16 protein-coding genes are annotated in these 13667 nt (G+C 72.2%); 15 read left to right on the top strand and 1 reads right to left on the bottom strand.

All coding sequences use genetic code 11. The features are described 5' to 3' along the window. The first annotated feature begins 14 nt into the window (after positions 1–14). The 11 genes from ACF089_RS23050 to ACF089_RS23000 all read left to right on the top strand — a co-directional run bounded on the left by ACF089_RS23050 (position 15) and on the right by ACF089_RS23000 (position 10001). Positions 15–1172: a hypothetical protein gene (locus ACF089_RS23050; RefSeq protein WP_392029424.1), complete on the top strand. Its 1158-nt coding sequence runs from the start codon at positions 15–17 to the stop codon at positions 1170–1172. A gap of 25 nt (positions 1173–1197) precedes the next feature. After that, positions 1198–1629, top strand: a complete 432-nt coding sequence (locus ACF089_RS23045; protein ID WP_392029422.1) for a hypothetical protein — start codon at positions 1198–1200, stop codon at positions 1627–1629. 301 nt (positions 1630–1930) lie between these two features. Continuing rightward, positions 1931–2857 carry a hypothetical protein gene (locus ACF089_RS23040; RefSeq protein ID WP_392029420.1) on the top strand — a complete coding sequence of 309 codons (927 nt, stop codon included), beginning with the start codon at positions 1931–1933 and terminating at the stop codon, positions 2855–2857. Between the two features lie 208 nt (positions 2858–3065). After that, positions 3066–3287 (top strand): hypothetical protein, encoded by a 222-nt coding sequence (locus tag ACF089_RS23035; RefSeq protein ID WP_392029757.1) that lies wholly within the window; start codon positions 3066–3068, stop codon positions 3285–3287. A gap of 195 nt (positions 3288–3482) precedes the next feature. Next, a complete protein-coding gene (locus ACF089_RS23030) occupies positions 3483–4625 on the top strand; it encodes an AAA family ATPase (RefSeq protein ID WP_392029754.1) in 1143 nt (380 codons plus the stop codon). Continuing rightward, the gene (locus ACF089_RS23025) at positions 4622–6421 is read left to right on the top strand and encodes a hypothetical protein (RefSeq protein ID WP_392029418.1); all 1800 of its coding nucleotides are present in this window, start codon (positions 4622–4624) and stop codon (positions 6419–6421) included. Before ACF089_RS23030 ends, ACF089_RS23025 begins: the two co-directional genes overlap by 4 nt. Positions 6422–6671: 250 nt before the next feature. Then, positions 6672–7121, top strand: a complete 450-nt coding sequence (locus tag ACF089_RS23020) for a hypothetical protein (RefSeq protein WP_392029751.1) — start codon at positions 6672–6674, stop codon at positions 7119–7121. 104 nt (positions 7122–7225) lie between these two features. Next, entirely contained in the window at positions 7226–7645 is a 420-nt protein-coding gene (locus ACF089_RS23015) for a hypothetical protein (protein ID WP_392029416.1), read from the top strand. After that, on the top strand, positions 7642–8424 hold the full coding sequence (locus ACF089_RS23010; protein WP_392029414.1) for a relaxase/mobilization nuclease: 783 nt from the start codon (positions 7642–7644) through the stop codon (positions 8422–8424). Before ACF089_RS23015 ends, ACF089_RS23010 begins: the two co-directional genes overlap by 4 nt. Before the next feature lie 101 nt (positions 8425–8525). Next, complete coding sequence (locus tag ACF089_RS23005) at positions 8526–9224, top strand: hypothetical protein (RefSeq protein ID WP_392029412.1); 699 nt, start codon at positions 8526–8528, stop codon at positions 9222–9224. A 21-nt stretch (positions 9225–9245) separates the two neighbouring features. Then, positions 9246–10001, top strand: a complete 756-nt coding sequence (locus ACF089_RS23000) for a hypothetical protein (RefSeq protein ID WP_392029410.1) — start codon at positions 9246–9248, stop codon at positions 9999–10001. Here the strand turns inward: ACF089_RS23000 and ACF089_RS22995 are convergent. Continuing rightward, positions 9971–10264, bottom strand: coding sequence for a hypothetical protein (locus ACF089_RS22995; RefSeq protein ID WP_392029408.1), 294 nt, complete (start codon positions 10262–10264; stop codon positions 9971–9973). The genes ACF089_RS23000 and ACF089_RS22995 overlap by 31 nt on opposite strands. Positions 10265–10629: 365 nt before the next feature. Here ACF089_RS22995 and ACF089_RS22990 point away from each other — a divergent pair, with 365 nt between their 5' ends. The 4 genes from ACF089_RS22990 (at position 10630) to ACF089_RS22975 (ending at position 13651) form a co-directional block, all read left to right on the top strand. After that, positions 10630–11052 (top strand): hypothetical protein, encoded by a 423-nt coding sequence (locus ACF089_RS22990; RefSeq protein ID WP_392029406.1) that lies wholly within the window; start codon positions 10630–10632, stop codon positions 11050–11052. A 280-nt stretch (positions 11053–11332) separates the two neighbouring features. Further along, the gene (locus ACF089_RS22985) at positions 11333–11722 is read left to right on the top strand and encodes a hypothetical protein (protein ID WP_392029404.1); all 390 of its coding nucleotides are present in this window, start codon (positions 11333–11335) and stop codon (positions 11720–11722) included. Further along, complete coding sequence (locus tag ACF089_RS22980) at positions 11719–12522, top strand: DUF317 domain-containing protein (RefSeq protein ID WP_392029402.1); 804 nt, start codon at positions 11719–11721, stop codon at positions 12520–12522. The genes ACF089_RS22985 and ACF089_RS22980 overlap by 4 nt, the downstream gene beginning before the upstream one ends. Positions 12523–13126: 604 nt before the next feature. Further along, the gene (locus tag ACF089_RS22975) at positions 13127–13651 is read left to right on the top strand and encodes a hypothetical protein (protein ID WP_392029400.1); all 525 of its coding nucleotides are present in this window, start codon (positions 13127–13129) and stop codon (positions 13649–13651) included. Positions 13652–13667 lie beyond the last annotated feature (16 nt).

Here is a 13667-nt window from a genome sequence, read left to right as displayed (position 1 = left end):
CCGGCAAGCCCACCATGGCCTCTCCTTCGCTCCCCGGTCAGATCAGCCTCTCGGTCAGTGCCCGTTCGGGCATCGTCGCCATCCCCGGCGGCGAGAAGTATCCGTGGGCCGAAACCGCCCTCCGGCTGGCCGGTTTCACTCGCGGTGACGGCGGCGTCTACACACTGGCGAACACCGACCCGGCCGCCACCCGGCACACCCTGGCGCAGCTGGTCGTCATCGCCGGCCGCCACCGGACCTCGATCACCACGAGCAGCCGCCCCTACATCGGCGACGCCGCCGATGCCATCGTCCGCGGCCTGCCCGGCGCATGGACCGCAACCCTGGAGATCTACAGCCACCCGGTGTGGCAGGAGGACCTGGTGCCCTGGCTCTGGGACGCCGGCCCCCTCGCCACGGCGGTGCGCACTGAGCGGGTTCCCTGCGCCGCTCAGCTCGGCAACGGCGAGGGCGTCCACCTGATGCTCGTCGAACGCCCCGGCCACACCGAGGGCTACCTGCTGGGCGCTCTCGCCCCCGTCCCGTTCGACGACAACGACGAGTGCCCGTTCGCCCCGCGCAGCATCGTGCTCCCCCAAACCGCTGATGCCGCCGCGCAGGCGATCACCGAAGAGTTCCTGCCCGCCTACCACCAGGCCATCCACTACCGGCGCATCGACGCCGCCGAGCAGGCCCTCGCACGCGCCCGCGCGATCGTCCAGCGGCAGCGGGCGTGCAGCTCCGCTCCGGCCCGGGGCAGCAGACAGCCCCGCCCCCTGGACGGCTCCGTGGCTGAGGACCTCTGGTACGACTTCCGCGAGTTCATGGTCCACGCCCCCTTCCTGTTCGCCCAGTGCCCGCCCGAACGCCGGCCCTCCCGGGACCGGGCCGCGCTGGACCGGCTCCGGGCAGCACTGGAGACAGGAGCCGGACTCCTCCCCGACTGGCAGCCGGCGCACAAGGACCCGCAGGAAGCAGCCGTCCTCATCCGGGCGGAGAAGGACCCCGAGGCGAGAGCCCATCGCGGCCGGCAGGCGTGGCCCGCCATCCAGACCTGGCTGGCCGACGGCGACACCCTCACCCGCCACGCCCGCGACGCTGCACCCCGGACCCGCTCCCCGGCTCTCGCCCAGGGCACTCCGGCGGCACTGCCCGCGCCCGCCGCCGGCACCGGTGCCGGCCCCCATCGCTGACCTGTCACAAAGGACCCCGCAGCCTATGGATCCTTCCTCGCATTTCGTGTTCGGTACGCACCCCGAACACGGCTTCGTGGCCACCGCCACCGTCCACACCCCGATCCACCTCGCCGACTGGTACCTCACCCGCGAACAGTTCGAGCAAGTCCCCGGCACTCCGGGGCTGTACCGGCTCACCACCCCGGAAGCCGACGGCATCCGGCGCACCCGCCAAGCCGTGCACGACCTGCGCGCGCGGGGCTTCGCCGTCTACGCCGACTACTCGCTGGACCCGGCCAACGACAGCAACCAGAGCACCACGCCCCACCGAGCGGCATCGCCCCGCAGCAGAATCGTTCGAGCAGCCGCCGCGCGCCCGCCTCAACTCGGACCCGCACCGGTCACATCACCGCCCCGTTCGCCCGAGCGTGCGGCCACGGCACCCGCCGTCTCCCGCCCCGCCCGGAGCCGATGACCTCGGCCTGCACCCCGATCCGTACCCCCACCGCCGCTGAACCCGGGAGGGACACATCCCCCACAGCACCCCCATCGCCATCGACCGCGCCCGCGGCTATGCCCTGCGGTTCTCGGTCATCCACCTGCGCTGCGAGACCGCCCTCGATGACCTGCGCAACCGGCACGGCACCATCATCGACGCCCACGCCGCCGCCGAGGCCGTCGCGGAACGCAACCAGGACGCCGCCACCGCATACCTGGCCCACCTCCTGCCGCACACCGCAGCCCTGCTCACGGCGGCGCGGACCGCGCTGGATGGAATGCCGCCCGCCCGGCACCACGCCGGGTGGACCACAGGGCTAGACGAACTCGATCACGCCGCCGCACAACTCCAGCAGATCCTGACCGGCTCACCGGACGAGCCGGGCAGTGAAACCGCCCGCCGCCGGCACCAGGCCATGTGGCCCTTCCTTGCGACCTGGGCCGAACACGCGGGCACCGTCTGCGACCTGGCCGAGCAGCACCGCACCCCACCGGGCCCCGCCCTGTCCGGCGAGGAGCAGCGGGAGTGGACCGAGATGGCACGGGTGGCACGGGCGTCCGGCCGCCTCGATCCGTACGATTCGTGGTACGACCGCATCAATCAGCTCATCACCATCGCCGCGCTCCAGCACGAGGACGAGACGTACACGACCGTGGCGCTCGCGGGAGACCTCGATGGCCCGGATCTGCTGGTCCTGGGCCACTACGGGGACGAGATGGAAGCCATCGACGCAAGCCCCCAGCCCGTGCCCGCGGGCGTCCTGCGCCCTGGAGTCTCCCGGTACGCCGAGCGCGTCCACTCCCCTGAAACCAGCTTCCAGGACCTGATCCGCGATGTGCACGAGGCCCGGCGGGCTTCCGACGTGGCCGAGGCGATCGAGACCGCCGTGCAACGCTTCGGCGTCTCGCGCGGCCAGCTGGTCCGCCTGGAGGAATTCGTCAGCGTCTGTGCGGAGTTCGCGCAGGCCCTGGGCACCCAGCACGCGCAACGTGTGGCAGGACGGCTGAGCGCACTGTCCCGGCAGTTCGGCGCTCTGACCACCGAACTGGCCGCCGCCGGTGATGACCTGGTTTCCACCGTGGCGGTGCTGCCGCCCCACCGCACACCGCGCCCCCACCGCCACCCCGGGCCCGGCCATCCGGCCATCTCCACCGCACTGCCCGCCACAGCGCCCCCGATCACAGCGCCCGCGCACCGCCGCTGACCAACGCGGCCCGGTGTCACCGCGCTGCGGGGCGGTGAGGCCCACCCTGGAGCATGTCGGCAGTCATTGCCCATCGTTCGTGGTCCAGCCACGCACCGTTGATGTGCTGGAAGCTCCGGGCCCGCCTCGCCTTCACCCAACACCCCACCGCTTTCCCGCCACCACCGATAGGAGATCCGCCTTGCCCGAAGCACCAGCAGAGCCGTTCATGACGATCCGGCAGACCATCACCGGCGAGATCACCACCACCGGCTACAACGCCGCCGCCCGGCGGATCCTGCTCCAGGATGGTTTTGAAGAGACGCCGGGCTGCGCCTGCCGAGCGACGGAACCCGGTACAGAGCGGACGCACGGGCCTGCTCGGCAGCCAGCGGGCTGCTCGTCGCCGGCCATTCCCTGCACCTGGACCGAGCCCTCGGTCGGCCGGTGAGCGCCGACGGTACGCCCCGGTTGGCCCGGTCGCCGATGTCGGCACAGTCCGTGATCCGCTCCGGGAGCGGCCAGCCTCTCCGGCGCATCGCCAACCCCGCCCGCAACCGCACCTGTTGAAGGGGCCTCGTTCTTGACCACACCCGGAACGCCCACCAGTCCAGCGCGCACCAAGGGCGGCGAACTACGGGCCAAGGTGGCCCGGCTGCTGGCCGACCGGCCGGCGGACACGCTCACCATCGGGGACATGGCCAGGCATCTGGGCCACTCCCACGGTGCCGTCCGCAACGCCGCCCTCACCCTGGTGCGACGCGGCGAGGCCGACCAAGGCGGAACCGGACAGCCGGAGTTCCGGGCGAACGGGAAAACCGCCGCAGCCGCGCAGACCGCTGTGATCAGCCCACCGGGCACCCACTCTCCCCGCGCCCAGGCGGCCACGGCCCGCACGACCCTTCCCGCAGCAGCCACGCCCCGGCAGACCGGCCCGATCCGCCGCGCGGGGGGCCAGCTCTACCACCCCCGGGAGCTGGCCGATCTGCCCGACGTCGAGGCGTTGAATCGCCTGCGCGACGCCGACGTGCCGGTACTGCTCTACGGCCCTCCGGGCACCGGCAAGACGAGTCTGGTCGAGGCGGCGTTCCCGGACCTGCTCACCGTCGCCGGCGACGGCGACACCACGGTCGGCGACCTGGTCGGCGAGTACACACAGGACGACGCGGGGGCCTACGTCTTCCAGTACGGTCCCCTGGTCACCGCGATGACCGAGGGCCGCGCCCTGCTGATCGACGATGCCACCTTGATCTCACCGAAGGTCCTGGCGGCGCTGTATCCCGCGATGGACGGGCGCCGGCAGATCCAGGTCAAGGCCCACAAGGGCGAGACCATCAAGGCCGAGCCGGGCTTCTACGTGGTGGCGGGCCACAATCCCGGCGTCCACGGGGCCGTTCTGACGGAGGCGCTCGCGAGCCGGTTCAGCGTGCAGATCCAGATCGGCACGGACTACGACCTCGCCCTGGCCTTGAGGATCGATGCCCGGGTGGTCCGGGTCGCCCGACACCTCTCCCGCCAAGTCGAACTCGGCGAGCTGGGCTGGGCCCCCCAACTGCGGGAACTGCTCAGCTACCAGAAGACCGAGGCCGTCCTCGGCACCAAAGCCGCGCTCGCGAACCTCGTCGGCATCGCTCCTGTGGAGGATCGCGACGCCGTCGCCGCCGCCGTCATCAAGACTCTCGGCGTCAAGAAGATCGCTCCCCTCACCCTCGGCAAACAGCTCCCCGCCTCAGCCGCCCGGCAGCCCCCGGGCAGCACCGGGTCCGCACACCGGGGCCGCTCGCGATGAGCGCCCACCACCACGTCCAGTCCCCCGCCACCACGCCGGATAGCGACGCCGACCTCGCGCGATGGGACGACGACGGCGCCCCGCCCGCGCAACCCCGTTCCTCCCCGGACGCGTGGCTGCGCGTGGGAGCCGAACTCGGCGACCGGCTGGTCGCCCTCTCCGGCCGCCAGGACCTCCTCGTCACCTGCCGCCCCGGCACGCGCAGCGGCGCACCGGCCGCGTTCTTCCCCACTCTGGGCGAGGTCGAGTTCGACGCCGGCCTGTTCGCCCCGCTGAAGCCCCACGAGATCCGTCCGCGGATCGTGGGCGACGAGGAGCGGTATCCCGCCGCCTGGGGAGTGTTCGTCCACGAGGCCGCGCACGCGGCCCACTCCGTCTGGACGCAGCCTGCCGGAGCGGACCCCCGTGTCGTCGAGGCCGCGCTCCTGCTGGAGGAGAGCCGCGTGGAAGGCGCACACCTGACCAGGCGGCCCACGGACCGCACGTACCTGCGCACCAGTGCCCGAACCCTGGTCATGCCCGACATCGCCCACCCCACCCTGAAGGGCATCGAGCACGCCGCAGCCGTGGCGGCCCTGGTCCTCGGCCGCCGTGACGTCGGCATCCTGGACGCCGGCGAGACCCGGGCCGTCGCCGATCTGTGCGAAAAGGTGCTGGGCGCCAACCTGCTGGCCACCCTCACCCGCATCTGGACCGCAGCCCACCAGTGCGCCGACCACGACGCCACGACCATGCTCGCGCACGCTCAACAATGGTGCGACGCTCTGGACACCGCGGCCCCCGCCCTGCCCGTGCCGGAGAACCTCACCGATCTGCTGTCCGGCGCCGTGGGGGTCGTCATGGACAGCGCGGCAGCCACCGACGCCGCCGACCTCGCGGCACAGGCCGCAGCGACCAACGCCATGGCCGCGCAGTCCAAGGCGCAGGCTCAGGACCGCGCCCAGCGGGCCGGCCGGCGACGCAAAGCCGCCGCCACCGCCAAGTCGGTCTTCAACGCCCGTGGCACCACCGTCACCCCCGACGGCACACCGGCGCCCCACGGCAACCCGGTCACCGGCACCCGCAGACCCACCGCCGCCGAGCAGAGTGCCGCCGCGCGCCTGAGCCGCGCCCTGCGCGCCGCCGCCTACCGCGAACGGACCGAGGAGCGGACCACCAGCCCCACCCCGCCCGGCCGCCTCAACATGCGCGCGGCCCTCGCCCGCGACGCTCAGCGCGCGGCCGGATCGGTCCCCACCGCGGAACCGTTCACCCACACCCGCCGCCGGAACTCCCCCACCCCACCGCTGCGTGTGGGCATCGCCGTCGACGTCTCCGGCTCCATGCGTGCCGCCTGCGCGCCCGTCGCGTCCGCCACCTGGATCGTGGCACGCGCAGCAGCCCTGACCGACCCCGACTCCCTCACCGCCACCATCGCCTATGACAGGCACCTCACCGCACTGACCCGACCCACCCACCGAGCACCAGAGCGCGTGACAACGTTCGACGCCAACGGCGGCCACCACAACCTCGGCGACGCCATCGACGCACTCGACCACGGCCTCAAACTCAGCCGCCCCGGCACCGGCCGCCTCCTCGTGATCGTCACCGACGCCCGGTACAACAGCGACGAAACCACTCAAGCCGTCACCCGCGTCAAGCAACTCACGACCGCCGGCTGCGCCGTACTCCAGCTCACCCTCACCACGGAATCCCGCCACTTGCCGGGGACCACCTTGCTGCACCTGCCCCAGCCCTCCAGCGCACCCGTCGCCATCGCCACGGCGGCCACAGACGCCATCCGCAGGACACGCTGAGACGACGCAGAAGGCGGAAGCGTCCCCGAGACCACCGCCAAGCGCTCCGGACCACCTCCGTCCGCCGCATGAATCGTGCATCTGATGCACGACCCTCCGCAACGACGCAGGCCACCACCCCAACCGCCAACGAAAGGCACTCGATTTGAAGCCCCAGACCAGCAGCCCGACCTCGAACGCAACGCCCACCAAACGGAATTCCCCGGGGGTCCGGAAAAGCTGGACGGTTGCCCACACCTGTGGACACGAGATCACGCACGACCTGTCCGGCCGCCCCGCCGACAAGCGCGCGGGATTCGCCCGCTGGCTCGCCGGCCGGGACTGCACCGACTGCTGGAAAGCCGCCCGCGACAGCGACACAGCCAGCCGGGAGGAATGGCTCGCCGCCAAGCGCGCCGAAGAACAGGAATCAGCTGCCGCATGGGCCCGACAGTTCGACATGCCGCCGCTGGAGGGCCCGGAGAAGGCACTGGCGTGGGGCGAGCGGTCGCGTCACCAGCTGATGACCGCCGCCCATACCGCCCTGGTCGCCGAAGGGACCTGGGACGAGGCCGACTGGGCCGTCCTGGAGGAGAAGACCCGCACCGTCTCACGAGCCGGGTGGTGGATCGACCAGCGCGACGCCGACGGCACTGACCTGCCCGAACTCCTCGACGCAGCCACCGATACGGACCGCGGTACGGAGAACCCGTACCGGTAGACACGGGGCTTTATAGACGACGATGCCCGGTTCGCGAAACCGGGGATTCTGCGGACTCTTGAATCCTCCCCACCGCCACCCGCGCCCTGTGGAAGGACTCCGCCGTGTCCCACGCTTCCCGCCCGCCGTATGTTCCCGACGACGTCCTCACCCCCCACCGGGACATCACCCATCAGCACTTCCGTCCCGGCGACCACGTGATGGTCGTCAAAGGCGTGGCGGGCGGGGAGTTGTGGGGTGAGGCGATGACGGTCGTCACCCCGTCGTGGCACACGCCGACGGACGAGGACGGATGGCGGCTGCGCAACCCGTCCGGCGGTCGGCAGACCTACGTCACCGCGCACCCCCGCTACATGATCCACCCCTCCCGCCGGTGCCCGGACTGCCTGATCCACCTGCGGGCGATGGAGGACTACCTCCTGCCGAAGCTGATCTCGGCGGGTGAGCCGGTGGACTGCGGCTGGTACTCGGTCACCGTGCTCAACCAGCTGGTGCACACCGACGACGCGCGGAGCGGCCGGTGATCCCCCGCATGTGGGGGCGGAGCCTCCTGGCCGCCGACGCTCTCGAAGAGGCGCTGGGCCGTCCCGTTGTCGAGACGGAGGGCCGCACCAGCCACACGGTCGTGGCTCACTGGAACCGTCTGGACTACTACACCGAGGGCGAACAGGAGGGGTGGACTTCCGTCGGCTGGGCCGAGCACCTCGACGACCCCGCCCTGGAGTTCCCGTTCACCGCCGACGCCCGGGGGAACCGCGAGCCGGTCTTCCACCTGTCGGTCGAACTCCATCCCGGGGACCGCGAACTGGAGACGGCGGAGTGGAAGGAGATCGCTCACCGCTTCGCCCGCGCCAGCGGCATCGCACCGCCGGGTGACGAGCAGGCGTGCCGCTGGATCGTTGTCCAGGCCCAGCCCGGACGCCTCGACCTCCTGGCCAGCCTGATCCGCCTCGACGGCGCCTGGCAGAACCAGCCCTCCCAGCTCCCGCGGCATCTCGCGGCGGAGGCCCGCCGGATCGAAGCCGACCTCGGGCTCCGCGCCCCTCACCGCCCCGGTGAGCCGGACGCGGATGCGCGAGTCAACGTCGCCGCCGCGGGTGCGCATATCGGTCTGGTGCCCGTCAGCCGGCCGCCGAGACGAACGGCCCACTGGCCATGGTGCGCGGGTTCGTCGAACACTGCGCACACCGCCTCGCCGAGCTGCCCGGAGGGTACGGGCCCGAGGCCGGACAGCGTCTGGAATGGACCGCGCGCCGCCTTCACGCCCTCCAGCAGGACCTCGACGTCACCGCAGCCGCCCTGACCCGCGCGGACCGAAGCGCCCCGCCGTCATCGGGTTCCGCCGCCCGACCGCCCGCGGCCCGGGTACACCGTTCCCGGACCTGAACGAACAGAGAGCCGTCCTTGTCCTTGGCCCACCGCTTCCTGACCCTTCAGCGGGATGAGCATTCCGGTGAAGTCCTCGCCCGGGGAGGCGACCCGGACGCCCACAGCATTCTGGAACGCTCCGGCTTCGTCCCCGTCGTGCGCACCCATGAGCAGTACCACCGGCTGCCCACCGGCCTCGACCACGGCGAGGAGGTACGGCTGGCCACCCGCGCCGTCGCCCGGCTTCGTGCCGTCGGCCATCCCCTCCAGTGCGACGAAGCGTTCGACACCGAAGCCCGCGAGGCGCGCTGTCTCCCCCTCGGCGCCCAGGTCGGCAACCTCGCGGACGGCATCCGGGCGGCTACCACCAGCGACGAGGTCGCCGACATTCTGGCCGAGGTGACGGCCGCACACGACGGCGTTCTCGCCGGACTCGCCACAGTTCTCGCCGCCACGGCCGACTTCCACCAGGACCTCGGCCATCCTGCGGACGGACCGACGGCCGAGCGGCTGCGCTACCTCGCCGTGCACGGGCTCGGCGCCGTCGCCGCCGACCTGCGCGGTATCCGCACCGGCCTCGCCGACCGCCACACGCCCCACCCGACACGGTCGGTGTGCAGCGGCGAAATCCCCCCGGACGAACGCGAAGCCTCCGCCATCTGCGCCTGCCCACCGCTCCCCTCACCGCGTATCCCGCCCGTACCCGCTCCGGCCGCGGCCGGACGCCACCGCTGACCCCACCCGCAGAGGAACCTTTTGCCCGACACCCCTGACACCCACGACCTGGAGTCGTTCGCCATCGCCCTCGCCGACGAACTCCCCGGCACCTGGCGAAGCGCTTACCACCAGCACACCGACTATCCCGAGCAGTTCTCCCACGCCGAGGCCGTGTGGGACATGAACCTCGTCTCCGGCGCTGTCGCCGCCATGGTGCTGGGGCAGGACGCGGTGCTGACCCGCGACGACGGAACACGCCTGTACGTGATCGGCCGACCTGGTGCCGAGGAGGAGTTCCTCGTCGCCGCCATGGCCCCACCCGCCATCATTCCCGAGGCGTTCCGGGGGGTGCGCGAACCCGATGGGATCGCCGTCCCCGACGACCCGTCCCGCGCGGCGGAGAACATCGCTGTCGATCTGCTGCCGCGCTACGACAGGGCCCTCGCCCAGGTCCAGCACAACGCCGCACACCCGCCTCCCGTACCGGCACGCGCGGTCCAGGAGCAGGTGACCCTGACGTGGTTCGGCGACGGGATGCTCGCCGCGAAGCCCGAAAGCCAGAAGGCCGCCGCCGTCCTCCACAGCAACGGCTTCGCATGGGACCCGGCCGAGAAGGCGTTCGTCCTGTCCGGCGACGACACCACCCGCCAGGCGCAGGCCGCCCAGGCCGTCAGTGCTCAGCTGACCGCGCTGGACATCGGCACCGTGATACGCCATCCGCCGAACCGCCTCGCACCCACCTCTGCGGCTCCGGCGGCGCAGCCTCAGCGCACAACCGCCCCGCGCACACGATGACCCGTCCGGGTGGCGAGGGCGAGCCGGTGTTCCTGGTCCTGGACTACGTCACCATCAGCCGCGACCCGCGCACCAAGCCCGTCGTCGCGATCGGCGGCGACGAGCAAGCCGCGGAAATCCTGCAGGCCACCGGGCACTTCGTGTCCGCGTCCGGGCCGCGCGGCCCCTACCACCGCCAGCCGCACACGCTCCCCGTCGACCAGCAGCGCCAGGGCGCGACCGCAGCCGCGCACGCTCTGCTGCTCGCCGGATTCAGCGTTCACCTGGACCCTGCCCTCAACGTCCTCGCCACTCCCGACTGCGACCGACAAGGCGGCCTATCGCTACCTCCAGCAGCTCACGGAACGCGCCGACACGGCCGACGACGACCGTGCCGTCGCCGATCTCCTCACCGAGATCGGCGCCCCGTCCGGCCTGCTGCCGCGACTCACGGAGGCGATGCGCCCCCTGTGGTGGTACTGGCTCCAGCGCCTGGAAGCCGGCGGGCAGGACACCTCCCCCGCCGAACATCTGATGGACACCGCCGCCACACGGCTACCTGCGTCCGCCCTCACCACCACCGCTCCGCCGGCCCCCACCGCAGCGAAAGCTCTCCGGCGATGACCGCACACCCCGTTACGGAGTTCCCTTGGGCAATCGCGCCGACGAATCCGGCTCCGACGTCGAGATCTACCGCAAACCGCTGAGCAACACCATCCACGCCGACACCGCCACCGGCGCCCCGGAACGGCTCCTGGCCCTGCTCGACCAACTCGGCCTGCAGCGCCAGACGCTGGCCACCGCGGGCCCCGCCTATGTGTGGCACAAGGTCCCCGCGGACCTTGCCGAGGCCGAGCAGAAGCGTCTCGCCACCCGGGTCGTCCCCACCCTCCTCATGGCCGGATACATCGTCAACATCACCGACGACGTCTTCGACCCAGCCGCCTATCAGGAAGTCGTCGCGCAGTACCGGAGCCGCAGCGTGCCCCCGGCGGGCACGGCACCCACTCCCTCACCGGTCGCCGGGCCGACACCGGCGGTGGGCGGAACCCGTTCGGGCCGTACCGCCTGAACCACCGGCCGGGCCCCGCCCCGCAGCAGGGCCCGGCCGCCTCCACCGCACGCACCATCTCTTCCTGGAGTCCCGGCAATCCCCGACCGCACGCCCCCGTCCATCAGTACGTCCCGGCCGTCCCGGCCGGCCGTCTTCCTCGTCCGCCGCTATCTGCGCGCCTGCACCCCCGTCAGCCGCGGACGGCCGCATCCGCTCGCCCCGGCCGACTGGGCGGCCCTCCACGAAGCCCGCCGAGGCCAGCACCTCTGAACGCCCCCTATCTGTGTCCGGGAGGACCATGACCGACACGAATCCCTACCACGTACGCCTCGCCGGGGAGATCGCCCGGGAGATCGACCAGCTCGCCGTACACCTCTCGCAGTCCGCGCCCCACGAGGCCGCCCAGATCATCGCCACGGTTTTCGATCCGGACGACGGCGTCCTGGCCCGGATGACCACGCTGCTGGCCGCCGCCTCCCACTACGCGAAGGACCGCACCGAGAACAGGGTCTTCCCGCCCGAGGTATGGCTCGCCCTCGGCCGCGCCGCGAACGAACTCCATGACGTGGGTCTGGACCTCGACGGGTACGCGGACACGTTCCGGCAGCTCGCCCGGCGAACGGCGGCCGGCAGCACGGCCCCGCTCCCGAAGCCCGCCGACGGGTCCGCGCCGGGGAGGGGCCGGTGAGCAAGCAGTTCTGGGACGAGTGGAACGCCCGGCCCCAGCAGCACTACCTCATCGAGCCCCGGTACCTGGCCGGCGGAGGTGACCTGCGGCATGTGACCGAGTACCTGCGCGCCTCCGGCTGGAAAGACCTCTCCAGGACGGGCGGACCGATCGTCTTCGACAGCCCCGACAAGAGTGTCCGTCTCGGCTTCGACCCGCTCGTCCGGCCCGGCGGCTGGACCATCCGGGGCAGAGCGAGCGGCCACCAGGAAGCCTGGCACGCCACCCTCGGCCTGCAGACCCCCGCGGAGATCGTCGCCGGACTCACCGACGCGCTCACCCAGCCGCGCTCCGCCCACGCCCCCAACCCGTGGGCACCCCTGGAACGCCGAGGCTGGGAGGCCAAGCCCGGCCCGCACGTCACCGCTGTCAGCCCGGACCAGAACGCCTGGATTCAGTGGCACGAGTCCGGCGCGGGCCAGGCGCACTGGTGGGCCTCGGCCCGCACCGAGCACGGCACCGCGTGGCACGCGGTCTTCAGCCCCACCACCCCGATGCACCTGGTGGAATCGTTCAGCGCGGCCCTCGCCGACCCGCAGCCGGTCATGCGGCCCCGCGGAATGTTCCCGCCCAGCAACCGGATCCGCACCACCTCCGTCTCCGTCCGGCCCGCAGAGCTGTCCGCGTGGCAGCAGGCGCGCATCACCGCCGCCCGCGCCGCTGTCTGGGCCCGGAGCAACTGGACCAGGGCTCGCCCCCGCACCACCACACCCCCAACAGCCCCGTACTCGCACGCCGGGCAGACCCACGCGCGCCGCTGAGCCCCACCTCGCCGCAACGGGACCACAGCGTGCCGGACATCGCCCCAGCGCAGTGCCGTCGTCGACCCCGTCACCGTGCTGTGCGAGGCCCACCAGTCCCGCCCGCGCACCGCGCAGGCCCCAGATCCCGAGCCCGGAACCCCGTGCTTCCCCCACCACCTCCGGGGCACACCGGGTCTGCCCGGCACAGCCACTGACCACCCCGGCCGAATGCGCCGTTCCCAGCCCCCACCACATATCCGAAACCTCATCCGGAGCCATTCCCATCCCTGACCTCACCCCGGCCCCGACCACACCGTCCCGGCTGCGCCGCCTGGCCAGATTCCTGATCCGCCGCTCCTCTCGTCCCGCCCCGCCGGCCGACCGCGAACGCCGCGATCCCCCGGCCATCCCCACTTACTGGGGGCCGCTCTTCGAAACGCATCGCCGCCAGAACTCCTGACACCCCCGGCCGGGACCGCCGTGGAAGATCCCCCGCCCCGCCCCGGACACCAGCCCCGGGGCGGGCCGATCAAAGCCCGAAGGAACGACCATCGACCCGATCACCCAGCCCGACGCCCATCTCGCCCGGCTCGACCGCTTCCTCCGCCAGGCGGAGGCGATCATGAACGCGTTCGAACACGATTCCGCCCAGCAGCAGGGAGATGACGGCTGGCCCGTCGACGTCGACGCGTACAGCTGGGCCGCCCACCGCCGCGACCGCTCCCTGTGGGACGCGTTCCTCCCCGTCCAGATCCATGCCGGCGAAATACTCGACACCGCGGCCTTCCAGCTCGACCAGCTCCCCGAGGGGTCCCGGAAGGCTTGGGCGTCGAAGATCGCCGCGCTGGAGCGTGCGGTCGGCACCCTGGAGTCCGAGCACGACCGTCTGATGGAACAGCTCCGCGATCACCTGGTGGACAGCCGGCCGAACCTGGCTGCCGTCGATCTGATGGTGACCGAGTTCTTCGACGAGGCATGGCACGCACTGGACGTCTGGGCCGGCGGCGGAAACGCGGTGATCGAGCTGAACACCACGCTCCACCCAGGCACCGCTCCACCCCGGGCGGCCCAGGCACCGCTTCGCCTGGTCTCCGGCGGCATCGTCCCGCCGGGCGCCCCGGGCAGGTCCCTCGGGGGCCGCCGGTGATCCCGCGCACCAGGCG

Origin of the sequence: Streptomyces sp. NPDC014894 (assembly GCF_043080985.1) — a bacterium.
Classification (GTDB): Bacteria; Actinomycetota; Actinomycetes; order Streptomycetales; family Streptomycetaceae; genus Streptomyces.
Note: the sequence above shows the minus strand (reverse complement) of the source record. Positions and strands in the feature narration are given on the sequence as shown.

Bases quoted from the DNA above. Each gene is read 5' to 3' on its own strand.
- ACF089_RS23050 (WP_392029424.1), top strand. From the start codon at position 15: ATGGCCTCTCCTTCGCTCCCCGGTCAGATCAGCCTCTCGGTCAGTGCC.
- ACF089_RS23045 (WP_392029422.1), top strand. From the start codon at position 1,198: ATGGATCCTTCCTCGCATTTCGTGTTCGGTACGCACCCCGAACACGGC.
- ACF089_RS23040 (WP_392029420.1), top strand. From the start codon at position 1,931: ATGCCGCCCGCCCGGCACCACGCCGGGTGGACCACAGGGCTAGACGAA.
- ACF089_RS23035 (WP_392029757.1), top strand. From the start codon at position 3,066: ATGACGATCCGGCAGACCATCACCGGCGAGATCACCACCACCGGCTAC.
- ACF089_RS23025 (WP_392029418.1), top strand. From the start codon at position 4,622: ATGAGCGCCCACCACCACGTCCAGTCCCCCGCCACCACGCCGGATAGC.
- ACF089_RS22985 (WP_392029404.1), top strand. From the start codon at position 11,333: ATGACCGACACGAATCCCTACCACGTACGCCTCGCCGGGGAGATCGCC.
- ACF089_RS22975 (WP_392029400.1), top strand. From the start codon at position 13,127: ATGAACGCGTTCGAACACGATTCCGCCCAGCAGCAGGGAGATGACGGC.